This is a genomic window from Staphylococcus equorum (assembly GCF_001747895.1).
Taxonomy (GTDB): Bacteria; Bacillota; Bacilli; order Staphylococcales; family Staphylococcaceae; genus Staphylococcus; species Staphylococcus equorum_A.
The window spans coordinates 785800-807947 of the sequence record NZ_LNNB01000009.1; the positions used below are offsets into that span (position 1 = coordinate 785800).

Here is a 22148-nt window from a genome sequence, read left to right on the forward strand (position 1 = left end):
GGTTACTTCGACTCCTTCTCTTTATAGATTTCATATTGCTCTGCTAAATGTGGAGGCATTTCTTCATACATGTTTTCCATCAAGTCAGTAACTTTTTGTTTTTCAGTATTATCTGCCTCTTTAATAGCAACTTTAATTTCAGATTTTGCACGTTCGATAACTTCATTTTCTTTATCGCCAGTCCATAAACCTTTATTTTCAAGATATTTTCTGAAACGAACTAATGGATCCTTTTTCTCCCATTCAGAATCTTCATCAGATGTTCTGTATTTCGTTGGGTCATCTCCAGCCATAGTATGTGGACCATAACGATAAGTGATTGTTTCAATTAAAGTTGGACCTTCACCATTAACAGCACGATCACGCGCTTCTTTAGTTGCTTGGTATACTGCTAAAGCATCCATACCATCAACTTGAATACCTGGGATACCAACTGCAATAGCTTTTTGAGCTAATGTAGTAGCAGCAGTTTGCTTGCTACGTGGCGTTGAAATCGCATAGTTGTTATTTTGTATAACGAAAATTGCAGGTGCTTTATATGCAGAAGCAAAGTTAATACCTTCGTAGAAATCACCTTGTGACGAACCACCATCACCAGTATAAGTAATTGCTACAGCACTTTTACCACGTTTTTTAATACCAAGCGCTACACCAGCAGTTTGAACATACTGTGCACCGATAATAATTTGTGGGCTTAATGCGTTAACGCCTTCAGGCATTTGATTACCTTTAAAGTGTCCTCTTGAGAATAAGAAGGCTTCAGTTAAAGGTAAGCCTTGCCAGATTAATTGTGGAACATCACGGTAACCTGGTAATATAAAATCTTCTTGTTCTAAAGCGTATTGTGAAGCTAATTGCGAAGCTTCTTGTCCTGCTGTAGGAGCATAGAAACCTAATCTCCCTTGTCTGTTTAATGAAATAGAACGTTGGTCAAGAATACGTGTCCAAACCATTCTCTCCATTAATTCAACTAATTGCTCGTCTGATAAATCTGGTACTAGATCTTCATTAACGATGTTACCATCTTCATCCAAGATTTGGATCATTTCAAATTGAGATTCAGTATCTTTCAATACTTTCTCTGCATCGAATTGGGCTTTCAATTTCGGAGCCATTCAATTCACCATACCTTTCCCGTATAATAGAAACTTATTTTATCCTTCAATATTGTACCACAAAACTGTTACACTGTTAAATAATTTGAAAAAGTTCTGTAATACTTAAGACAAGTACAGTTTTTAATCTGTACTACTGTTTTTCATAGCGCTGTACTACTCCAAAACCGAGTCACTATAAAGTAATTCCCTTAAAATTGTAAGCGCCCTCATATCATATGCTATAACGTAGCTATTTAAAATTCAAATTTATCGCTTTTAAATTTAAGAAAGATTGTCTACATCTTCTTTTTCTTTGTTCACTTTATTCATTGCATCTGAGTATTTTTCAAATGATTTATTCATATTTTTATATGATTTCGAAACCGCTTCTGCTTTATTGTCTATTTGCTCTTGACTCACTTCGTCACCCGAAGTATAACCAAACATATCTTTTTCCTTATTCAAAATGTTTTTATATGCTTTGGCGTATTCATCATGTGCTTTGTATTTATCTTTAAGCGCTTGGTTCAATTGTGTCACTTCTTTTTTCTTATCTTCATCGCTTATATTATCAACATGCTTTTCAGCTTTTTTAAATGCTTTTTCTGAGTTATCTAAAGCTTCTTCTTCTTTTTTAAATGTTTTTTCTCTTTCTTCAACATTGTCCACGACTTTTTTCGAAGTATCTTTCACTTCTGCTTGGTCCTTACCATTAATTTGCTCAACTAATTTTTGCTTGTCTTGTTCAAGACTATTTAATTTCTTCCCTACTGAAGATACAGGTTTCTCTTCATCAAATGCTTTTTGTACTTTTTCGTTATAATCTTCTATTTCACCTTTGTCTGTTGTACACCCCGCTACTAACATTGTAGAAGCGAGTATCGCACCGATGCTATACTTTAATTTCATTTTTTGAGAAATCCTCCTTTATTTGTGTGTTATATTATATAATATTTTATAAGAAATCAAATGTATCACTGTATTTTAAGCGTTAAACTTTGGTATATTTTATATTAAGGAAGGTGTATGAACAAAATGATAACAATGAAAGATATTATCCGAGATGGTCACCCCACACTTCGTGAAAAAGCAAAAGATGTAACAATACCGCTTTCTGACGAAGATCGTGAAACTTTAAAAGCTATGCGCGAATTTTTAATTAATAGCCAGGATGAGGAAACAGCTAATAAGTATGGACTTCGCTCAGGAGTTGGACTTGCTGCTCCACAAATTAATATTGCCAAAAAAATGATAGCAGTTTATTTACCAGATGATGGTGATGGCAAAAGTTATGATTTAGCATTAGTTAACCCTAAAATCATGAGCCACAGCGTTCAAGAAGCTTATTTACCAACTGGCGAAGGTTGTTTAAGCGTAGATGAAAATATTCCAGGACTCGTCCACCGTAAATATCGAATCACGGTAAAAGCTACAGATATAGATGGTAATGACGTGAAATTACGTTTAAAAGGTTACCCAGCTGTTGTCGTTCAACATGAGATAGACCATATAAATGGCGTAATGTTTTATGATCATATTGATCCAAACAACCCACTTACGCCACATGAAGATGCAGTAGAAGTTTAAGCTATTAAAAATAATATGCCGTTAGCACATTGAGGATTTCTCAAAGCTAACGGCATTTTTTACATAAAGTCATCTCTTCGTTCAGTAAATGGTATATCTAATTTTTTGAGTTCTGTCTTTAAGTCGTTTAATTCTTTAATGTCTATAAATTCTGGGTCATGATTATGTTTAACGTAATTTTGATCACCATTTACAGTATCAATTATTTCATTATAATTAAAAAACATGATTACTTGTTCTGTACGGATTTCAAAAGTGATATCTTGAAATATTTTATCGTTTCGATTTTTTTCTTTTTTAACATCTTCTATAATTCTTTTCACTCGATCCATTTCTATCACCCTTACCCATCTATCGTTTCTATATTTAATATATTACTCTGTGCAATATTAAATAATAACTCTCTTTCATCATAATTAACTTTCAACGCACACTCAAGTTTTATGATGATTTATTGCAGTATTTTACATAACTAAAGATTTGAATTTGCGGATTAAATATTAATTATAATAAAAATGAAATTATTTGTACTTATTAAAAGAGGCACTAAAGATAAAACTGCTTTATTTATTCTACTACATCATGTAAAATGAGAAATAACTGAAAACATATGAAACATAGTGTTTGTAGTTTTCTAAACGAACGAACTGAAGATCTCCCTAGAAACATACTGGGCAAAAAAACTAGTATGTTCTATTTATATACAGTATCAGTGTCCATGCATAATTAGAAGTGCAGTTAATTTCAAATAACCAATGGATACTTAACACTTTTATATTACTAGGGTTTTACTATACAAAATTAAAAATCAAACATGATTTTAGGAGGAAATATATAAAATGGCAGTATTTAAAGTTTTTTTTCAAAAAACAAAAGAAGAAGTAATAGTACGTGAACACACACAAACAATTTACGTTGAAGGACAAACAGAAGAACAAGTAAGAAGATATTTAAAGGATCGTAACTTTAACATTGAATTTATTACTAAATTAGAGGGCGCACATTTAGAATACGAAAAACAATCAGATCACTTCAATGTGGAGCAAGCTGAATAATGAAACAAATTCACAAAAATGAAGTTGCGGTTTATGCGCTTGGTGGCTTAGGCGAAATTGGTAAAAATACTTATGCCGTTGAGTATCAGGACGAAATCGTTATTATCGATGCAGGTATCAAATTCCCTGATGATAATTTATTAGGTATCGACTATGTCATTCCTGATATTACTTATTTAGAACAGAACCAAGATAAAATTGTTGGTCTGTTTATCACTCACGGACATGAGGACCATATAGGTGGTGTGCCCTACCTATTAAAGCAAATTAATGTGCCTATATATGGTGGACCATTAGCTTTAGGTTTAATCAGAAATAAATTAGAAGAACATCATTTATTAAGAACTGCAGAACTTATTGAAATTGATGAAAGCAGTGTCATAAAATCTAAGCATTTTGAAGTTTCATTCTATCTAACTACACATAGTATTCCAGAAGCATATGGTGTTATCGTTAACACGCCAGAAGGAAATATTGTGCATACGGGTGACTTCAAATTTGATTTCACACCAGTTGGTGAACCTGCAAATATAGCTAAAATGGCAAAATTAGGTGAAGAAGGCGTACTTTGTTTGCTTTCTGACTCTACTAATTCACTTGTACCAGACTTTACGCTAAGTGAACGTGAAGTTGGTCAAAATGTTGAAAAGATATTCCATGATTGTAAAGGTCGAATCATATTTGCTACATTTGCATCAAACATTTACCGTGTGCAACAAGCAGTTGAAGCTGCAATTAAACACAATCGTAAAATTGTTACATTTGGTCGTTCAATGGAAAACAACATTAAGATTGGTATGGAATTAGGCTATATCAAAGCACCACCAGAAACGTTTGTTGAGCCAAATAAAATCAATACCGTGCCTAAGCATGACTTATTGATTCTATGTACAGGTTCTCAAGGTGAACCAATGGCAGCATTATCTAGAATTGCCAACGGTACACATAAACAAATTAAAATCATCCCTGAAGATACAGTTGTATTTAGTTCTTCACCTATTCCAGGTAATACGAAAAGTATTAACCGCACAATAAATTCACTTTATCGCGCTGGTGCTGAAGTTATTCATAATAAAGTATCTAATATTCACACTTCTGGTCATGGTTCTAAAGGTGATCAACAATTAATGTTACGTCTGTTACGTCCTAAGTTCTTTTTACCAATCCATGGTGAATATCGTATGCTAAAAGCACACGGTCAATCAGGTATTGAGTGTGGTGTTGAACCAGACAATGTGTTTATCTTTGATATTGGTGATGTCTTAGCATTGACACATGACTCTGCTAGAAAAGCTGGTAGAATTCCATCAGGTAATGTATTAGTTGATGGTAGTGGTATTGGCGATATCGGTAATGTAGTCATTCGTGATCGTAAACTATTATCAGAAGAAGGTTTAGTGATTGTCGTTGTAAGTATAGACTTCAAAACAAATAAACTACTTTCTGGACCTGATATTATCTCACGTGGTTTCGTATACATGCGTGAATCTGGACAATTGATTTATGATGCACAACGTAGAATCAAAACGGATGTTATTTCAAAATTAAATCAAAATCCAGAGATTCAATGGCATCAAATTAAATCATCAATCATTGAAACGTTACAGCCTTATCTATTTGAAAAGACTGCACGTAAACCAATGATCTTACCAGTCATTATGAAAGTAAATGAAGATAACAATCAATCATTTGCTAAGAAACCTAGCCCTAAAAATGATAAACCTAAAAACAACAACACGAAAGCACCAACAAAAAATCCAAAACCTAAACCTAAAAAAGATGAAACAAATCAATCATCTGAATCATAGGTATTATAAAACAGTCCACACATTGTCAAAACATTGTGTGGGCTGTTTTGCTATGACTAATCTATTTTATATAAATTGATTATTTTGCAATGTAAAAGGAATTCTATAATTTCTACTGCTTAAGATGGTATTTTAAGTCTTTTACCATTGATTAACATACCTCGTTTAATTAATAGTATTTTAATGATTCTGCAACTGAATTGGATATAAAAAAGAAGCCTCCTGTTTTGGAGACTTCTTCAATATTACTCATTTATCGAACCACTTTTTTCTCAAAACGATTTAAGTCATTATCATGCCCTATCATAATTAATATATCACCGATTTCAATACTAATATTAGGGTCAGGAGAAACTAATATTTCTTTACCTCTTTTTATAGCAATAATACTTATCCCGAATTGTGCTCGAATATCTAATTCTATAATGGTTTGGCCAGCCATTTTTTCGCTCGCTTTAATCTCTACAATTGAATGTTCATCTGCAAGTTCTAAATAATCTAACACACTTGCACTTGCGACATTGTGAGCAATTCTTCTTCCCATATCTCTTTCAGGGTGAACAACCGTATCCGCGCCAATTTTATTTAAAATTTTTGCGTGATAATCATTTTGCGCTTTAGCTGTTACTTTTTTTACACCTAACTCTTTTAAAATTAAGGTTGTTAACGTGCTTGATTGTATATTCTCACCTATAGCTACGATGACATGATCAAAATTTCTGATACCTAAACTTTTCATAACAGCTTCATCTGTTGTGTCAGCAATGACAGCATGTGTCGCAATATCACTATATTCGTTTACACGTGCTTCATTCATATCAATTGCCATAACATCCATATCTAATGCGTTAAGTTCTCTTACTATACTGCCACCGAATCGACCTAAGCCGATAACCACATACTCTTTGTCCATATGCGTCCTCCAATTTAAAAAATCACGGATAAGATAGCCATCCATCAGTCAAGACGAACTAGTGAATAACTATCAATACCTCATTTCAAAAAATTAATTTATTTTTTTCCTTCAACATAATCTTTGTCGAAAACAAATAATCTTAATAATAATATTAACGATGGAATGAGTAAAAGTAAACCTAAAACAAATGCAATAATTAAAGCAATGGCCATGCTACTATTAACAACGCCTTCATCTATACGAACATATGGGTATAGAATGTATGGCATTTTGCTGGCACCATATCCGAAAAATGCAAATCCCATTTGTAGTATAACAAGGATAAATGCAAATCCGTGCCATTTTTTCATTAATGTAAGTACCATAACACCTATAAAGCTTATAAAGCTTAGTAGGAACATCCACCAATAATCAGTTACTGCGCTTAAGAAATGCGCTTCGTTTTGTAGTCTTAACGATACAAATACGAATAATGAAATTGCGATCATCGGTGGCCCCCAGAATAGGAACCAATATCTTAATAAATCATATGCTGGTTTGTCTTTAGCTTTTGAAGCATAGTACGTAAGGAAGCCTGAAGAAATGTATAGCACTGATATAACAGCTAAGAATACGACAGACCATGAATAAGGACTCAAGGCTAATTCAAGCCAGTCCAAATCTATATTATCACCTGAACCTGTAATAAAGCCCCCTTCTGATATTGTTAGCGTTGTAGCAAGCGCTGCTGGAATAAACAATCCTGACAGGCCGTACATTGCTAACCAAATAAGTTTTGAATCAGGTCCATAATTTTCAAATGCGTAAAAGCTACCTCTAATTGTTAGTAATATTAATGCTATTGAAGCCGGTACGAGTAGTACCGTACCAAAATATTTTGCCGCATCAGGGAAAAATCCTACGATGCCAACGAAAAAGAATACAAAGAAAACGTTTGTTACTTCCCACACAGGATTTAAATAACGACCTATTAAATGGTTAATTTGTTTATCTTGTTTAGTTACTTTTGCGTGAAGTGTAAAGAACCCAGCACCAAAATCAATAGAGGCGATAATAATATAAGAGAATAAAAATATTCCAAGTACTGTAATACCTATATAAGCAAATATCATTACTCATCACCTCTTTCTGGTGTATTTTCTTCTACATCTTTATATGCTGGTTTATTTCTGAACATACGAATTAATACGTATGCGGTAGTCACGATTAAAATCATATATAAGATACCGAATAATATTGTCACGAGTGTTAAACCACCTGCTTGAGTTGCAGCATCAGCTACTTTAAGGTAACCACGAACCAACCATGGTTGACGACCTTGTTCAGTTAAGAACCAACCAGCTTCTATTGCAATCATTGCTGCTGGTCCAGTTAATAATGCACCATACAATATTGGTTTTGAATAAGTGAATTTGCGTAATTTCTTAAATATAAGCGTTAATATAAACGCGCCTGATACGATTAAGCAGAAAACACCCATAGAAACCATAATATCAAAGTAATAGTGTACAATCATCGGTGGATGCAGTTCTTCTGGAAACTCATTTAATCCTTTTACTTCAGTATTTGTATTATTGTCAGCCAAGAAACTGAGTATACCAGGTATTTTTATGGCACCTGATACTTCTTGTGTTTCTTCATCTAAACTACCAAAGAATATTAAATCTGCATTGGACTCTGTTTCAAAGTGCCATTCATAAGCAGCAAGTTTTTCTGGTTGCTCTTGATGTAGAAACTTAGCTGATAAATCTCCAGCTAACATAGAACCTAAAGTAAATACTACGCCAAGAATCATTGTTAGTTTCAATGCTTTTTTATGATATTCTGTATCTTTCTTGAATTTGTTTTTCAATAATTTAAATGCAGCAATTGCAGCAAGTACAAATGCCATCGTCATAAGTGCTGTAGCAACAACGTGGAACGATCTAATTAAGAACGATTCGTTAAACATCGCTGCCCAAGGCTGGACGTTAACCATTTTTCCATCTTTCATATCGAAGCCAGCTGGTGTATTCATAAATGAATTGACCGCTGTAATGAAAAATGCTGAGAATGTACCACCTATAATGACGGGAATACTAATAAGGAAATGGGTCCATTTACTCTTAAATCTATCCCATGTATATAAATAGATACTTAAGAAAATTGCTTCAAAGAAGAAAGCAAATGTTTCCATAAATAATGGTAATGCAATAACGTGACCACCCATTTGCATAAATGTTGGCCATAATAGTGATAATTGCAGTCCAATAATTGTACCTGTCACAACACCAACAGCTACCGTAATGGTATATCCTTTAGACCATCTTTTGGCTAATGTTATATATTTTGGATCATTTCTTTTTATACCTAAAAATTCAGCAACAGCAAACATTAATGGCACGCCCACACCAATCGTTGCGAATATGATATGAACCGCGAGTGTCATCGCAGTTAAAAAACGGGCTAATTCAACTGAATCCATAATATCACCTTTTTTATTTATTTGTGACAAAAATCACAACGTTTATTCATTATAAACTGCTTTACGTTGTATTGAAATAAGTTGCGTTCAAAATATAGTGACAAATTAATGACCACTTGCATGTAAGTCAAAGATTTGTAATAATTTAAAAAGTTTCTTATATTAAAGTATATCGAATTTAAAATAGGAAGGATGAGTTTTAATGGATCAAATAATTATTTATACGCAAAATGAATGCCCACCTTGTACTTTTATTAAAAACTATTTGTCAGATAAAGGCGTGTTATATAGCGAAAAAAACATCTCAAATTCCAAATATAGAAATGAAATGATAGACTATGATGCTTTCGCCACACCTTTTATCTTGTTGAATAATGAGCCGATGTACCAAATTGATATTGATAAAATCAACCGTACTTTAAATATAGAATAATCATCAAACAATGTAGCTATCCTACATTTGAATGAGTAAATCTTTCACTTTCTAAACTATATGATTTTTAGTGTTATTACAAAGTTACTGTTTAACAACATGCAATGACTTACTACATTAATTCTTAATTTTTTTAATTCATAGCAAAATAAAAAAGCTGATAGCGCCACTATAAGTGGTCTATCAGCTTTTTTCGAACTCAAATGTTCAATTATTATTTATTATTTAGCATATTGCTCAACTAGTTCTTGTACTTCTTCAGAAGTTGCACAATTAATTGCTCTTTGTGACAATTCTTCCATTTCATTTTGGCTTAAACCTTTGATTTGACGACGCGCTTTAAGTACTGATGTAGCACTCATTGAGAATTCATCTAATCCTAAGCCTAATAGTAATGGAATAGCGATTTCGTCGCCTGCCATTTCGCCACACATACCAGTCCATTTACCTTCTTTATGTGATGCTTCGATCACTTGTTTTACTAAACGTAAAATTGAAGGATTGTATGGTTGATACAAGTATGAAACGCGTTCAGACATGCGGTCAGCCGCCATTGTATATTGAATTAAATCATTCGTTCCAATACTGAAGAAGTCAACTTCTTTTGCGAAGACATCTGCTAATGCAGCAGTTGAAGGAATTTCAACCATGATACCTAATTCAATATCATCAGAAACTTCTGTACCTTCTTGTTTTAAGTTTTCTTTTTCTTCAAGTAATAATGCTTTAGCATCACGGAACTCATTGATTGTTGCAACCATTGGGAACATGATATTTAATTTACCGTAAACAGATGCACGTAATAATGCACGAAGTTGCGGTCTGAAAATATCAGGTTGGTCTAAACATAAACGAATCGCACGATAACCTAAGAATGGATTCATTTCTTCAGGTAGATTCAAATATGGTAACTCTTTATCGCCACCGATATCTAATGTACGTACAACAACACGTTTATCTTCCATCGTTTCTAAAACTTTTTTATAGGCTTCAAATTGTTCATCTTCAGTAGGCATTTCATCTCTACCCATATATAAAAATTCCGTACGATATAAACCAATACCTTCTGCACCATTTTCAATAACACCTTTTAAATCATTAGGTGTACCGATGTTTGCAGCTAATTCAGCATGTTTACCGTCAATTGTTTTTGTTTCTTCATTGCGCAATTTTTGTAATTCTTTTTTATCTTCGAAGAAACGTTCACGTTTATTTTCATAAGCGATCACTTCATCATCTGTAGGATCAATAATTACTTCACCAGTTAATCCATCAACGATAATCATATCGCCTTGTTTAACGTCTTTAGTAATAGATTTTGTACCTACAACTGCAGGAATTTCTAAAGAACGGCTCATAATTGCTGAGTGTGATGTTCTTCCACCAATATTTGTTACAAAGCCTTGCACGAATTCTTTATTTAATTGAGCAGTATCTGAAGGTGTTAAATCGTTTCCGATTATAACAACGCTTTCATCAATGATACTTGGGTTTGGTAACTCTACACCTAAAATATGTGCTAACACACGTTTAGAAACGTCACGGATATCAGCAGCACGTTCTTTCATGTATTCATTATCCATATTTTCAAATATAGTAATGAATTGTCCAGTTACTTCAGATAATGCAGTTGGTGCGTTAACTTGGTCATTTTTAATCTTGTCTTCAATCGGTTGAATTAACTCTGGATCATCTAAAACTAATAAATGAGCATCAAAAATTGCTGCTTTATCAGCACCTAGATTTTTTTCAGCGTTATTTCTTATTTTTGTTAATTCAACTTTAGATGTTTCGATGGCATCATTGAACTTAGCAATTTCAGCGTCGGTATCTGTAATCTTTTCACTATTATATGAAAGATCTGGTTCAACTAATAAATATGCTTTGGCAATCGCTACACCATCAGATGCAGCAATACCATTTATATAGTTAGACATATTATTTAGTTAATCCTTCTTTAGATAAAATCTCAGTGATTGCTTCGATTGCGTCTTTTTCATCGCTACCATCAGCGTAGATAGTGATTTCAGCATCTTTACCTACACCTAAACTCATAACACCCATGATTGATTTCAAGTTAACTTTTTTACCGTTATATTCTAATTGAATATCTGAATCAAATTTTGAGGCAGTTTGAACAAGCATTGTCGCTGGACGAGCGTGAATACCTGTTTCATCGATAATTACATATGATTTTTGTTCCATAATTTATTTCTCCTTCGTATAGTTAGAATCGTTAGTTTATTATAAAACCTAACATAGTTTTATATAATAAGATTACCAAATTATATATATAAATTCAATTCCTTGCACCCATGTCATGACAATATTCAGCGATTATTTAACAATTTGTGAAAACGCTGTAGTTTTACACGAGTGATTTAACAACTTTTTCACATTTTTGGATATGATCATTGCCTATTTTTTTCATGAAATAATAACTTATAGAAGCAGTGATTGCTTGACCTACTACTGGGAACCATTTCGTTTGTTTTGCTGCAGTACGTTTCGCTACATCACGAATAACTACTTTGAGGATAGCACTTGATACTTTTTTACCGATAAATTGACTACCTTGAATTGCCGCCGTAGTTAGCACACGTTCTTTCATGTCGTCTCCCATTGTATTAACTTGTTTATGATCAAGACCATAAATCTTATTTACGTCCTCGATAACATCTTTCATAAGTTTAATATCTACACTGAAACCTAAACCTGGAATAGGTACTACACTTACGCCAGATGATAGCATTGATTTTTTTCTCACTAAAGCCTCTGCACGTTGGCGACGCTCTTCAATTTCGTTATATGTTGATGGTATACTACCTTTATTTTTTATATCTTCTATATTTAAAACTTTGTTTCCTACTTTTTGTGTAACGTTATTTGTGATTTTATTTTTAAAACCCATTATATTCACTCCTTAGTAATTTCTATACACTAAGAATAATACCCGTTTTTTCACACTTTACTGTATTTTTACAAAAATCGCTTTTAAATATTTTGAAGGTTTGTAGTGTGCATGCGTTTTAAAATCTTTTGGTAAGCCCATAACATCAATAATTTCAAAGTCCACTTCTTCTTTAGTTAACGTTTCCGTAACTACATTTTTAAATGCTTTTAATGAAAATGTACTGTTGTTTGTACATAATAGTAATGTACCTTCAGGACCTAGTATATCCAGTGCACTAACGATTAATTTATCGTAGTCTTTTAATACAGAAAATGTTTTTTTCTTGTTTCTCGCAAAACTTGGTGGATCAATCACAATTGTATCGTAGAAGAAATCATGACGACGTGCATAATTATAGAAATTAAAAGTATCCATAACATAAATATATTGTGACGCCGGGTCTATAGAATTTAAACCGAAATTACTTTCAGTAAGCGCACGAGAGCGGTTAGCTAAATCAACACTTGTTGTCATCTCTGCATTATCTGCAGCTACAACTGAGAATGCCCCTGTATAACTGAATAAGTTTAGTAAATTTTTATCTTGCGCGTATTGCTCTTTTAATTTCTTTCTTACTTCTCTTTGATCTAAAAAGATACCTGTCATAGGTCCATCGTTTAAATGTACATTGTAAAATGTGAAGTTTTCTTCGATGACAATTGGAAATTCTGGTGCATCTCCGTCAACGAAGCCACCTTCTACAGCGGCATCTTTAAAACGTAATTTTTCAAAAATTGACGTATAACCGAATATTGCTTTCAGTGCACTCAAAATATTATAACGGAACTTATAGATTCCTTTAGAATACCATTGAACTAAGTAATGACCATTGTAGTTGTCGATTGTGAGACCACCAACACCATCACCTTCGCCGTTAAATACTCTAAATGCATTTGTGCCCTCTACATTATAAAAATATTCACGTTCTTTTTTCGCAATATCAAATAATTTTTCAAAAAATTGTGTATTAACCACTTCATCACGTGAGTAACTCAATACCCAACCGATGCCTTTATGTTGACGTCCAACATACGCAGTTGCAATATACTGATCTTTATCATTTAGTAGCTGAAATAAATCTCCTTCATGTAAGTGATCATGTGCGTAAATATCATCTTCACTTACCAATGGATATTCATTTAAATATTTTGTTTCTTTACCTCTATTTAATGTGGCAGTTTTCATAAAATTATGTCAGCCTTTCTACTATTTTTTTATATTTATCTGTCGCTTACCTATTTTATCATTTCAAGTACATCGTAACATCATTAATATTCATTTAACTCAAACGTTTTGACTAAGTATTTGTCATTCTTAAACTTTCTTAATAAAAAAACCTATCTTCCAACCGATTGGAAGATAGGTTCGTTAAACAACATTATTAAGTTTTTAATCTCTAGAAGGTTCTCGTAATTTAATTATAAACGCTACTACAATTGCAATTAACATCATAACTAAAATCGGTGTAATGAATATTGAAAGTAATAATCCGTGAACCATAATATTCATAAATTCAGTAAATAATTTAAAGAATAATAAACTTACCATAAATAATTGTAGATAATAAAATCGACCTTTCAAATAATTCGTCAATGTCGTTAAAATATAAATAATGATGATAATCATTAAGATGAACAACGTTATCCATTCAATGACATATTGCGTTTGGCCAATCTCCCAATTACCAGAAACAAATAATGAATTTCTATTATTAAATTCAATTAATGTGAAGAATAATAAAACCGCGCCACAAAATAATTCTACATAACTAGGTTTAATCCATTTTGGTTTCTTCATCCAATTTGGAACATCATCTTCTTGTATATCAATAATATTCTTCCATTTTTCAATAAATTTATCTTTCTTATCTCTGGCTTTCTGAATATCTACACTTCTACGAGTCTTACGCGTAAATTCTGTCGTTTTGTCTTGTAAAGTTTTCCAACGTTCCATCGTTTGGTTCGTTACAGTGTCTTTACTCGTTCTAGATAATTCTGGTTCTTCTTCGCCTAATTCCTGTTTTGTTAATGGTAATGATCTTCTTAAGAATAAGAAATTCCAAATTGACATTTGTCCCAGTAACCACATAATTATGAAAAATGTGTTAACGCTTAAGATGTCAATTGGTATAATTTCATCACTCTCAATTCTTCCATATAACACCAATTGTGTTATCAAATAACTAAACCCATAACTGAAAATAATCCATAAATAATGATATTTTCTATGTTCTTTATTTAACTCATCTTTATAAACGATATAACCAATGTGAATCACAAATGGTATTACGAAAATAATAGCGAAAAAACTATAAACTTGGGTCATCAAGATTAGCGTTATGATAAAGAAGAGAATACCAATAACTAAAAAGAATATTGAAATATCGTAGTCATATCGTGTTGTTCTAAATAAAGTCATTCCTAGCATAATTAATCCAATGCCAAATATAATTATTAAAATGGCGCTAACTACTGGAAAATTCCCTATGTAATTGCTCATTACCCTAATTATTTCAGCAAAAAATGCGTTTATAAAATCCCATACATTATGAATGTGTAAATCAATTTTACCTTTGCCATTTAATTTATGAATCATTGGTAAATTAATTAAAATGATGAGACCTGTGAAAAGCGAAACGATGCCTATAATATAACTATATAATATCTCAGCGTGTTTCTTCATAAAAGACATACCATTCACCTCAAAGTTATTATATATTAACATTTAGCTCTTGTCTTTAATAATCTCAATAAATAAGTCTATAGTATGATATAAATTAGTTGTATAGTCAAATTTCCACATATACCTTTACTCTAAACAATTTATTTAATATTACTTTTAATTTTACAGTTTTCTCCTCCATTTTTTAAGTACTTTTGTTTAGCCCTTTGCTCTTCGTGGTATTTAGGTTGTATAGATGATTAAACATGAAGGAGTGTTTTGTTTATGAGCAAAGAAGAATTAAATAAAAAAGCAGCTGAAAAAGCTAAAGAAACTGAAGATAAATTAAAAGATGAAAAAGATTCATCTGAAAAAAATAGCGAAGAAACGCAAAAAAATATTCAAGATACTTTTGATTAATAAAAGTATCACTTAGACATCAATACCTGTGTCTGGCTTAATTATTATACTAGTAGTAGCTATTTGATAGCTATTCTACTTTGTGGGAGCGAAAATGCAGAATCAAATTTTTGATTGCTGTTTCGCTCTTTTTTTAGTTTTCTGCCATATTCCCTCACTTTCCGCCTAACATGAAACATATAGTTTTTTTAAAGTAGTGGAAGGCTAAATATATTTTAAAAATACATAATATTTTTGATTAGCTTCATTTACAACCTTGACAGAAGTGATTAAAAATCATACATTAGAGTTAAATTAAATAATCATTCGCACTAGGGGTGTTTAGTGACTGAGATGAGGTATACCCTCAAACCCTTTGAACCTGATCTAGATTAAACTAGCGTAGGAAAGTGTACTGCGATACTTATTAAAAGATGGTATCCGTATGCCTGTATTTAACGCGCACCTTTCTAGAAGGTTGTGCGTTTTTTTATATAGGAGGAGTATATATGTCAAAAGGATTAAAACTTTCTGAGATACTAGTAACTGTATTAATAGCAGTAGTTTTCGCCGTCATTTATAACATTTGGAATTTTGTCTATAAAGCACTACAAGTTACAGGGCTTCATTTTGAAGAACTAACTTACGGAGCCTGGTTTATGGCAGCTATTGTAGCTTATCTTATTATTCCAAAAGCAGGTATCGCTATTTTAGCCGAATTTGCTGCAGGTGCTGGTGAAACGATTGTCATGGGCCGTTTTGATATTGCTACAATGGTTTATGCTTTAATACAAGGATTAGCATGTGAACTCATCTTTGCGCTTTTCAGATATAAATCTCGCTCAGCAATGGTTGCAATGTTAGCCGGTTTCTTGGCTTCAGTATCAACATTGCCATTAGATTTTGCTTATGGTTATCTCGGTGAAATAGCTGGTTGGAACCTTGCATTATATATAGTATTTAGACTTATAAGTGGAATTGTCGTAGCAGGCCTTTTATCTTACTATATTGTGAAAGCCTTAGATCAAACTGGTGTCACTAAATTATTCAGACCTGCAACTCAGAGCGATTACGACAATTTATAAGGAGCAATAAACTTGATAGTCACAAAAAAATTACGTTTAAAATACCCTAACGGTCATAATAAAATATTTGATAATTTAACCCTTCATATAAAAGACAAAGAAAAAGTATTGCTCTTAGGTCCTTCTGGTTCAGGTAAAAGTACGTTATTAAACGTTTTAAGTGGTATCGTTCCTAATCTTATAGATTTACCTATGAAATATGATGAATTACAAATTGATGAGGATTGTGGTGTTATTTTTCAAGATCCAGACACTCAATTTTGTATGCCTAAAGTATATGAGGAACTCGCTTTTGTTTTAGAAAACTTGCGTGTACCACGCGATGAAATGGAAAGCCGTATTCAATCTGCCTTATCAGCAGTAGATTTAAATGTCGATGAAAATCAACATATTAATCAATTAAGCGGTGGAATGAAACAAAAATTAGCAATTGCAGAAACTTTGTTGCAACAAGCAAACACCCTATTCTTAGATGAACCAACAGCAATGCTAGATGTTGATGCAACTGCGGATTTATGGCAAAAAATAAAAGCATTGTGGCATGACCAAACTGTATTAATTGTAGAGCACAAAGTAGAACATATTTGGCAACATGTTGATCGTGTCATTCTATTAAATTATGATGGTGCCATAATAGCCGATGCACCTCCTAATAAGATATTGCATGACTATGAGCATCTATTAACGGAATATGGTGTGTGGCATCCTAATGCTTGGCAATCCGCCCCACCATCATTAAAAACACAACATGTTTCAACTACGCAACAATCAGATGATACCTTTAAATTTAAAAACGGCTTGATTAAACGAGGTAAACAGCAACTGATTAACATATCAGAATTAAACATTTGTGCTGGCGAATGGATCACCATCACTGGCTCAAATGGTAGCGGCAAAACTTCCTTATTAGAATCGATGATGCAACTCATTAAATATGATGGGAAAATGTATTTTAACAATCATGCATTATCAAAAATTAAAACTGCCGCAAAGCATATGTATTTAGTTTATCAAAATCCCGAATTACAATTTATTACTCATTCTGTATATGATGAAATTTACATTCAATATAAGAATAAAACACGTTCAACTGTTGAAGCTGAGCGAGAAACACAGAATATGCTTGAAATACTTAATTTACAAGCAGTTAAATCACAACATCCATATGAACTGTCTATGGGTCAAAAAAGACGTCTAAGCGTTGCAATTGCTCTAAGTTCATCTTCTGACTTTATTTTACTTGATGAACCTACCTTTGGTCTCGACAGTCATAATACATTTAACCTTATTAAATTATTCCAAACACGTATACAAAATGGACAAACGATTGTAATGGTAACGCATGATTCAGAAATTATTGCACGGTATCCAACCCGAAGACTCCATGTCGATCAACATCAATTAACTGAACTAAAGGGTGATACTTATGTTTGAGATATGGAAAAAACACTATTCATTTGTTGACGACGTCAACATTATTACTAAATTAGCAATGGCAGTCATTTTGTTTTTCTTTGTTATCTTTGTACATCAATTTGATTACATGCTCTATATAATGTTATTAATGTTGATATTTCTACTTTTATTTAATGGATTGCAATTCAAAATCACTTTTATTTTCATACTTTTTACTATCACTTTTAGTTTGATATCTGCTTTATTCATGATTTTCTATGGTGATGGCACACATACAATATTTAAATTAGGCTTTATTCAAATTACTACCGAAAGTTTATATCGTGGTTTGCACTTAGCAATGCGTACGACAACCATTTCTCTTTTTGGAATTTTAATTGCCTTCACATCACAAATCGTCATGATTTTTTATAGTCTTATGCAACATCTCAAAGTTAAACCTAAAATAGCATATGCATTTATGGCAGCAATTAGAATGGTTCCTTTAATGTTCACTTCATTATTTCAACTCAGAAAATCATTGAAAATGCGCTATCAAATGATTGATTCACGTAATTACAGAGGCTTTAAACGTTTAAAACATCTTGTAATACCACTACTAAGTCAAAACATTAGAAAAGCGCATCAATTATCAGTTGCTATGGAGAAGAAAGGATTTAAAGACGGACCTAGAACATACTATTATTATGCACCTTTCTCGTATAAAGATCTTTTATTAATCGTAGTTGTAAGTTCTATTTTAATTGTTGCATATTTCCTAGCACAATATGTTCCAATCACAGGAATTAATGATGTGCGTATTTCAAGTATTTACTAAATTACATTACTGTCCATGTAATTTAAACACAAAAGCGTTAAGACAAAACTTAAACCACTTTGTCTTAACGCTTTTTTGATAACTTATTCAATTTATATAATTCAAAATATCTATATATAAATTACTTTAATTGTTATTTAAGTGCTTTATCACTAATGTCCTTTCGATAAAACAATGCATTGCTTTTGATTTTATCGACCGCTTCATATGCTTTAGCTTTAGCACTTGCAATATCTTTGCCTTCACCTAAGGCCAGAATAACACGCCCACCAGATGTCACATATATATCTTGTTCTTTTTTTAATCCACTCACAAAGTATTGACCATCTAAATCGAAACCTGAAACAGTTTTACCCTTTTCATATTTTGCTGGATAACCTTTAGATGCAAGCATAACGCCTACTACAGAATCGGCTTTCCATTGAAAAAGAATTGGTTTTTTAGCTTCTAAATCTAAAATATGCTGCATTAAATCACTTTCCATACGTGTTAAAAGTACTTGAGCTTCAGGATCACCAAAACGGGCATTAAACTCAATTACTTTTGGTCCTTCATCAGTAATAATTGCTCCAATGTATAGTACACCAAAAAATGAATAGCCTTCACTAACCAATGCTTTGGCAATAGGCTGTGCAATTTCTTCATTTGTTTGTTTGATAATAGCATCCTCAATGTGAGGCACTGGACAATACGCACCCATACCTCCGGTGTTCGGACCTAAGTCACCATCAAATGCCCGTTTATGGTCTTGCGCTATACAGTTAAATGGCACAGCATAGTCATTATTTACGAAAGTCATTAACGAGAATTCTTCACCCTCAAGAAATTGTTCAAAAACAACAATGCCTTCTTCTTCCGGGTAAAGTTCTTCTACACCTGATAATGCTTCCTCATAGCTTTCCGCAATGATAACCCCTTTACCTGCTGCTAATCCATCTTTTTTCAATACAACTGGATACTCACATGATTGAATATAAGCTAATGCATCTTGCTTATTTGTAATTTCTGTATATTCAGCAGTTGGAATACCATATTTTTTCATTAATTCTTTAGCAAATAATTTTGAACCTTCGATTTGTGCAGCTGCTCGATTAGGTCCAAATACTTTTATTTGTGCAGTTTCTAATTTGTCAGCTAATCCATCTGTTAAAGGTTGCTCAGGGCCAATGATTGCCCATGTAATATCATGTTGTTGTGCAAATGCTACAATTTGTTCATGTTCTGTTTCTGCTATTTCACTATGTACCTGTGCAACATTCGACATTGCGTCATTACCTGGGATTGCAAATATTTCATTAACAAGTGGTGATTGCTTCAATTTGTGCGCTATAACGTGCTCTCTGCCACCTGCACCAATTACGAGTACTTTCATAAAGTTTATTGCCTCCAATTCCCTTAATGTTTAAAGTGTCGAACGCCTGTAGTTACCATTGCAATACCATATTTATTTGCCATATCAATAGATGCTTGATCTTTAATTGAACCGCCTGGCTGAATAATCGCTTTGATACCTGACTTAGCTGCCAATTCAACTGTATCATCCATTGGGAAGAAACCGTCTGATACCATTGCAACCTGATCATTCATTTCTATCGCACGTTCTATGGCGATTTCTGCTGACCCAACACGGTTCATTTGTCCTGCGCCAATTCCGACTGTTTGTTTCGCATTACTGAGAATGATTGCGTTACTTTTCACAGATGCAACCACTTTCCATCCTAATAACATTGCATCCCATTGCGCTTCGGTAGGTTCAACTTCTGTGACTACTTTCATATCGTCACGTGTTAATTTCACATTATCTTTATCTTGTATTAAATAGCCACCTGAAACAGACACGACTTCTTGTTCACTGTTATCAATCGTCATATCAATTTCTAAAAGTCGTATATTTTTCTTTTTACTTAAAATGTCTAATGCTTCTTGTGTGAATTTTGGAGCAATAATAACTTCTAAGAATATTTCATGTAAAGTTTCTGCCAACGTGCTATCTACAGATCTATTTAAAGCGACAATTCCACCAAAAATAGATTGACTATCCGCTTCAAAGGCATATTGATAAGCATCATTAATTGATTCTCCAACACCTACACCACAAGGATTCATATGTTTTACTGCTACTGCCGCTGGTTGTTCAAATTGCTTAACAAGTGATAAAGCTGCATCTGCATCTTTAATATTGTTATAGCTTAATTGTTTACCATGTAACTGTTTGGCGCCTCCAAGTGTGTGCGCTGCAGTAGATGTACGAACAAACTGTGCTGATTGTTGTGGGTTTTCACCATAGCGTAGACTTTCTTTATTATCTTTAAAGAATTCAACAATTGCTGCATCATATTGATTTGTGTGATCAAACACTTTGATCATCAGTGACTTACGGTATGCTTCATCCAAATCGTCATTTTTCAGTTTTTCAATAACTTCATTATAATCTGCTGGATGTACGACTGTCGTGACATGTTTAAAGTTTTTAGCTGCAGCACGTAACATAGTTGGTCCACCGATATCGATGTTTTCGATTGCATCGCTTTCTGTAACATCAGGATTCGCTACAGTTTCTTTAAATGGATATAGATTAACTACCACCATATCTATAAGATCAATATGCTGCGCTTTTAATTGTTGCAAATGCTCTGGCTTATCTCGATCAGCTAGTATACCTCCATGAACAGATGGATGTAATGTTTTAACTCTTCCATCCATAATTTCTTCAAATTGTGTTAATTCTGAAATTGATTTTACTGGAACATTTGCTTCTACTAAAGATTGCATCGTGCCACCTGTAGAATATAACTCATACCCTAATTCATTTAAGGATTGGGCAAATGCCACAACACCACTTTTATTAGACACACTTAAAATTGCTTTTTTCATTTTGTATTGGCACCTCTTATTTAATGATTTTGGATATCACTTTCGGATATAATTCATGTTCCATCACTTTAATTCTTTCTTCTAGTTGTTCTTTCGTATCGTCCGGGTATATATCACATGTCCATTGTTCGATAATTTCTCCTGTGTCCATCCCACTGTCCACATAATGCACTGTTGTACCTGTAATCGTATCACCGCTCTCCAGAGCTTGGCCTACTGCGTCTTTACCTTTATATTTAGGTAACAGTGAAGGGTGTATATTAATAATACGTCTATTGTATGCTTTTAATATATTTTCACCAATCAGCTTCATATAACCTGCTAGAACAATCCATTCTACTTGTTCTGAAGTAAGCCATTCGATAATTTTACGCTCATAATCTGCTTTAGAAGGAAAATTTTTAAGTTCATTGATGTGAACATCTAAATTATATTTTCTAGCACGTTCAATACAATAAGCACTTACTTGGTCTGTGTATAAGGCAGTGACTTCTATATGAGGTAAATTACCTTCTTCGATTTGAGTCATGATGCTTTCAAAGTTACTACCTGATCCTGACGCAAAAATAGCTATTTTAGTCAC

22 protein-coding genes and 1 riboswitch are annotated in these 22148 nt (G+C 32.9%); of the genes, 8 read left to right on the top strand and 14 right to left on the bottom strand.

Going from position 1 to position 22148, the window contains the following annotated elements:
- Positions 1–2: 2 nt before the first annotated feature.
- Both pdhA and AST02_RS05750 read right to left on the bottom strand, forming a co-directional pair.
- A complete protein-coding gene (gene pdhA / locus AST02_RS05745; protein ID WP_069816408.1) occupies positions 3–1115 on the bottom strand; it encodes a pyruvate dehydrogenase (acetyl-transferring) E1 component subunit alpha in 1113 nt (370 codons plus the stop codon).
- A 264-nt stretch (positions 1116–1379) separates the two neighbouring features.
- A complete protein-coding gene (locus AST02_RS05750) occupies positions 1380–2006 on the bottom strand; it encodes a YkyA family protein (protein WP_069816410.1) in 627 nt (208 codons plus the stop codon).
- A gap of 126 nt (positions 2007–2132) precedes the next feature.
- On the opposite strand from AST02_RS05750, the gene def reads away from it, so the two are divergent.
- Positions 2133–2684 (top strand): peptide deformylase, encoded by a 552-nt coding sequence (def, locus tag AST02_RS05755; RefSeq protein ID WP_057511837.1) that lies wholly within the window; start codon positions 2133–2135, stop codon positions 2682–2684.
- A gap of 59 nt (positions 2685–2743) precedes the next feature.
- Here the strand turns inward: def and AST02_RS05760 are convergent, their stop codons facing one another.
- A complete protein-coding gene (locus AST02_RS05760; RefSeq protein WP_069816412.1) occupies positions 2744–3016 on the bottom strand; it encodes a hypothetical protein in 273 nt (90 codons plus the stop codon).
- Positions 3017–3523: 507 nt separating this feature from the next.
- Here AST02_RS05760 and AST02_RS05765 point away from each other — a divergent pair.
- Together AST02_RS05765 and rnjA are read left to right on the top strand one after the other, a co-directional pair.
- Complete coding sequence (locus AST02_RS05765) at positions 3524–3739, top strand: DNA-dependent RNA polymerase subunit epsilon (protein ID WP_002508008.1); 216 nt, start codon at positions 3524–3526, stop codon at positions 3737–3739.
- A complete protein-coding gene (gene rnjA / locus AST02_RS05770; protein WP_069816414.1) occupies positions 3739–5547 on the top strand; it encodes a ribonuclease J1 in 1809 nt (602 codons plus the stop codon). Before AST02_RS05765 ends, rnjA begins: the two co-directional genes overlap by 1 nt.
- 253 nt (positions 5548–5800) lie before the next feature.
- On the opposite strand, the gene AST02_RS05775 is transcribed toward rnjA, so the two are convergent.
- The 3 genes from AST02_RS05775 to AST02_RS05785 all read right to left on the bottom strand — a co-directional run bounded on the left by AST02_RS05775 (position 5801) and on the right by AST02_RS05785 (position 8927).
- Positions 5801–6460, bottom strand: a complete 660-nt coding sequence (locus AST02_RS05775; protein ID WP_002508010.1) for a potassium channel family protein — start codon at positions 6458–6460, stop codon at positions 5801–5803.
- A 98-nt stretch (positions 6461–6558) separates the two neighbouring features.
- Entirely contained in the window at positions 6559–7575 is a 1017-nt protein-coding gene (locus AST02_RS05780; protein WP_069816416.1) for a cytochrome d ubiquinol oxidase subunit II, read from the bottom strand.
- Positions 7575–8927, bottom strand: coding sequence for a cytochrome ubiquinol oxidase subunit I (locus AST02_RS05785; RefSeq protein ID WP_069816418.1), 1353 nt, complete (start codon positions 8925–8927; stop codon positions 7575–7577). Before AST02_RS05785 ends, AST02_RS05780 begins: the two co-directional genes overlap by 1 nt.
- A 202-nt stretch (positions 8928–9129) precedes the next feature.
- Between AST02_RS05785 and AST02_RS05790 the strand changes: the two genes are divergently transcribed.
- Entirely contained in the window at positions 9130–9360 is a 231-nt protein-coding gene (locus tag AST02_RS05790; protein ID WP_069816420.1) for a glutaredoxin family protein, read from the top strand.
- A 221-nt stretch (positions 9361–9581) separates the two neighbouring features.
- Here the strand turns inward: AST02_RS05790 and ptsP are convergent, their stop codons facing one another.
- The 5 genes from ptsP to auxA form a co-directional block, all read right to left on the bottom strand.
- Positions 9582–11297 carry a phosphoenolpyruvate--protein phosphotransferase gene (ptsP, locus tag AST02_RS05795; protein ID WP_069816421.1) on the bottom strand — a complete coding sequence of 572 codons (1716 nt, stop codon included), beginning with the start codon at positions 11295–11297 and terminating at the stop codon, positions 9582–9584.
- Position 11298: 1 nt separating this feature from the next.
- On the bottom strand, positions 11299–11565 hold the full coding sequence (locus AST02_RS05800; RefSeq protein ID WP_069816423.1) for a phosphocarrier protein HPr: 267 nt from the start codon (positions 11563–11565) through the stop codon (positions 11299–11301).
- A gap of 163 nt (positions 11566–11728) precedes the next feature.
- Positions 11729–12271, bottom strand: a complete 543-nt coding sequence (locus AST02_RS05805) for a DUF697 domain-containing protein (protein WP_069816425.1) — start codon at positions 12269–12271, stop codon at positions 11729–11731.
- A 57-nt stretch (positions 12272–12328) separates the two neighbouring features.
- Entirely contained in the window at positions 12329–13498 is a 1170-nt protein-coding gene (locus AST02_RS05810; protein WP_069816427.1) for a class I SAM-dependent rRNA methyltransferase, read from the bottom strand.
- Positions 13499–13702: 204 nt separating this feature from the next.
- Positions 13703–15004: a lipoteichoic acid stability factor AuxA gene (gene auxA, locus AST02_RS05815; protein ID WP_069816429.1), complete on the bottom strand. Its 1302-nt coding sequence runs from the start codon at positions 15002–15004 to the stop codon at positions 13703–13705.
- Positions 15005–15259: 255 nt separating this feature from the next.
- On the opposite strand from auxA, the gene graF reads away from it, so the two are divergent.
- From graF to AST02_RS05830, 4 genes are all read left to right on the top strand, one after another.
- Entirely contained in the window at positions 15260–15394 is a 135-nt protein-coding gene (gene graF, locus AST02_RS14450; RefSeq protein WP_218086511.1) for a glycopeptide resistance-associated protein GraF, read from the top strand.
- 303 nt (positions 15395–15697) lie between these two features.
- Positions 15698–15799: riboswitch (TPP riboswitch) on the top strand.
- 83 nt (positions 15800–15882) lie between these two features.
- Positions 15883–16458, top strand: a complete 576-nt coding sequence (locus AST02_RS05820; protein ID WP_069816431.1) for an ECF transporter S component — start codon at positions 15883–15885, stop codon at positions 16456–16458.
- Positions 16459–16470: 12 nt separating this feature from the next.
- On the top strand, positions 16471–17892 hold the full coding sequence (locus tag AST02_RS05825; RefSeq protein ID WP_069816433.1) for an ABC transporter ATP-binding protein: 1422 nt from the start codon (positions 16471–16473) through the stop codon (positions 17890–17892).
- Entirely contained in the window at positions 17885–18691 is an 807-nt protein-coding gene (locus AST02_RS05830; RefSeq protein ID WP_069816435.1) for an energy-coupling factor transporter transmembrane component T family protein, read from the top strand. Before AST02_RS05825 ends, AST02_RS05830 begins: the two co-directional genes overlap by 8 nt.
- Positions 18692–18824: 133 nt before the next feature.
- Here AST02_RS05830 and purD read toward each other — a convergent pair whose 3' ends face one another.
- The 3 genes from purD to purN are packed head-to-tail and all read right to left on the bottom strand — an operon-like array spanning position 18825 to position 22148.
- Positions 18825–20063, bottom strand: coding sequence for a phosphoribosylamine--glycine ligase (gene purD / locus AST02_RS05835; protein ID WP_069816437.1), 1239 nt, complete (start codon positions 20061–20063; stop codon positions 18825–18827).
- A 23-nt stretch (positions 20064–20086) separates the two neighbouring features.
- Complete coding sequence (purH, locus tag AST02_RS05840; RefSeq protein ID WP_069816439.1) at positions 20087–21565, bottom strand: bifunctional phosphoribosylaminoimidazolecarboxamide formyltransferase/IMP cyclohydrolase; 1479 nt, start codon at positions 21563–21565, stop codon at positions 20087–20089.
- 16 nt (positions 21566–21581) lie between these two features.
- Positions 21582–22148, bottom strand: coding sequence for a phosphoribosylglycinamide formyltransferase (purN, locus tag AST02_RS05845; RefSeq protein WP_069816441.1), 567 nt, complete (start codon positions 22146–22148; stop codon positions 21582–21584).

Bases quoted from the DNA above. Each gene is read 5' to 3' on its own strand.
- pdhA (WP_069816408.1), bottom strand. From the start codon at position 1,115: ATGGCTCCGAAATTGAAAGCCCAATTCGATGCAGAGAAAGTATTGAAA.
- purH (WP_069816439.1), bottom strand. From the start codon at position 21,565: ATGAAAAAAGCAATTTTAAGTGTGTCTAATAAAAGTGGTGTTGTGGCA.
- AST02_RS05750 (WP_069816410.1), bottom strand. From the start codon at position 2,006: ATGAAATTAAAGTATAGCATCGGTGCGATACTCGCTTCTACAATGTTA.
- AST02_RS05765 (WP_002508008.1), top strand. From the start codon at position 3,524: ATGGCAGTATTTAAAGTTTTTTTTCAAAAAACAAAAGAAGAAGTAATA.
- AST02_RS05785 (WP_069816418.1), bottom strand. From the start codon at position 8,927: ATGGATTCAGTTGAATTAGCCCGTTTTTTAACTGCGATGACACTCGCG.
- AST02_RS05760 (WP_069816412.1), bottom strand. From the start codon at position 3,016: ATGGATCGAGTGAAAAGAATTATAGAAGATGTTAAAAAAGAAAAAAAT.
- auxA (WP_069816429.1), bottom strand. From the start codon at position 15,004: ATGTCTTTTATGAAGAAACACGCTGAGATATTATATAGTTATATTATA.
- purD (WP_069816437.1), bottom strand. From the start codon at position 20,063: ATGAAAGTACTCGTAATTGGTGCAGGTGGCAGAGAGCACGTTATAGCG.
- AST02_RS05780 (WP_069816416.1), bottom strand. From the start codon at position 7,575: ATGATATTTGCTTATATAGGTATTACAGTACTTGGAATATTTTTATTC.
- AST02_RS05805 (WP_069816425.1), bottom strand. From the start codon at position 12,271: ATGGGTTTTAAAAATAAAATCACAAATAACGTTACACAAAAAGTAGGA.
- AST02_RS05790 (WP_069816420.1), top strand. From the start codon at position 9,130: ATGGATCAAATAATTATTTATACGCAAAATGAATGCCCACCTTGTACT.
- AST02_RS05800 (WP_069816423.1), bottom strand. From the start codon at position 11,565: ATGGAACAAAAATCATATGTAATTATCGATGAAACAGGTATTCACGCT.
- AST02_RS05775 (WP_002508010.1), bottom strand. From the start codon at position 6,460: ATGGACAAAGAGTATGTGGTTATCGGCTTAGGTCGATTCGGTGGCAGT.
- graF (WP_218086511.1), top strand. From the start codon at position 15,260: ATGAGCAAAGAAGAATTAAATAAAAAAGCAGCTGAAAAAGCTAAAGAA.
- ptsP (WP_069816421.1), bottom strand. From the start codon at position 11,297: ATGTCTAACTATATAAATGGTATTGCTGCATCTGATGGTGTAGCGATT.
- rnjA (WP_069816414.1), top strand. From the start codon at position 3,739: ATGAAACAAATTCACAAAAATGAAGTTGCGGTTTATGCGCTTGGTGGC.
- AST02_RS05830 (WP_069816435.1), top strand. From the start codon at position 17,885: ATGTTTGAGATATGGAAAAAACACTATTCATTTGTTGACGACGTCAAC.
- AST02_RS05820 (WP_069816431.1), top strand. From the start codon at position 15,883: ATGTCAAAAGGATTAAAACTTTCTGAGATACTAGTAACTGTATTAATA.
- def (WP_057511837.1), top strand. From the start codon at position 2,133: ATGATAACAATGAAAGATATTATCCGAGATGGTCACCCCACACTTCGT.
- AST02_RS05810 (WP_069816427.1), bottom strand. From the start codon at position 13,498: ATGAAAACTGCCACATTAAATAGAGGTAAAGAAACAAAATATTTAAAT.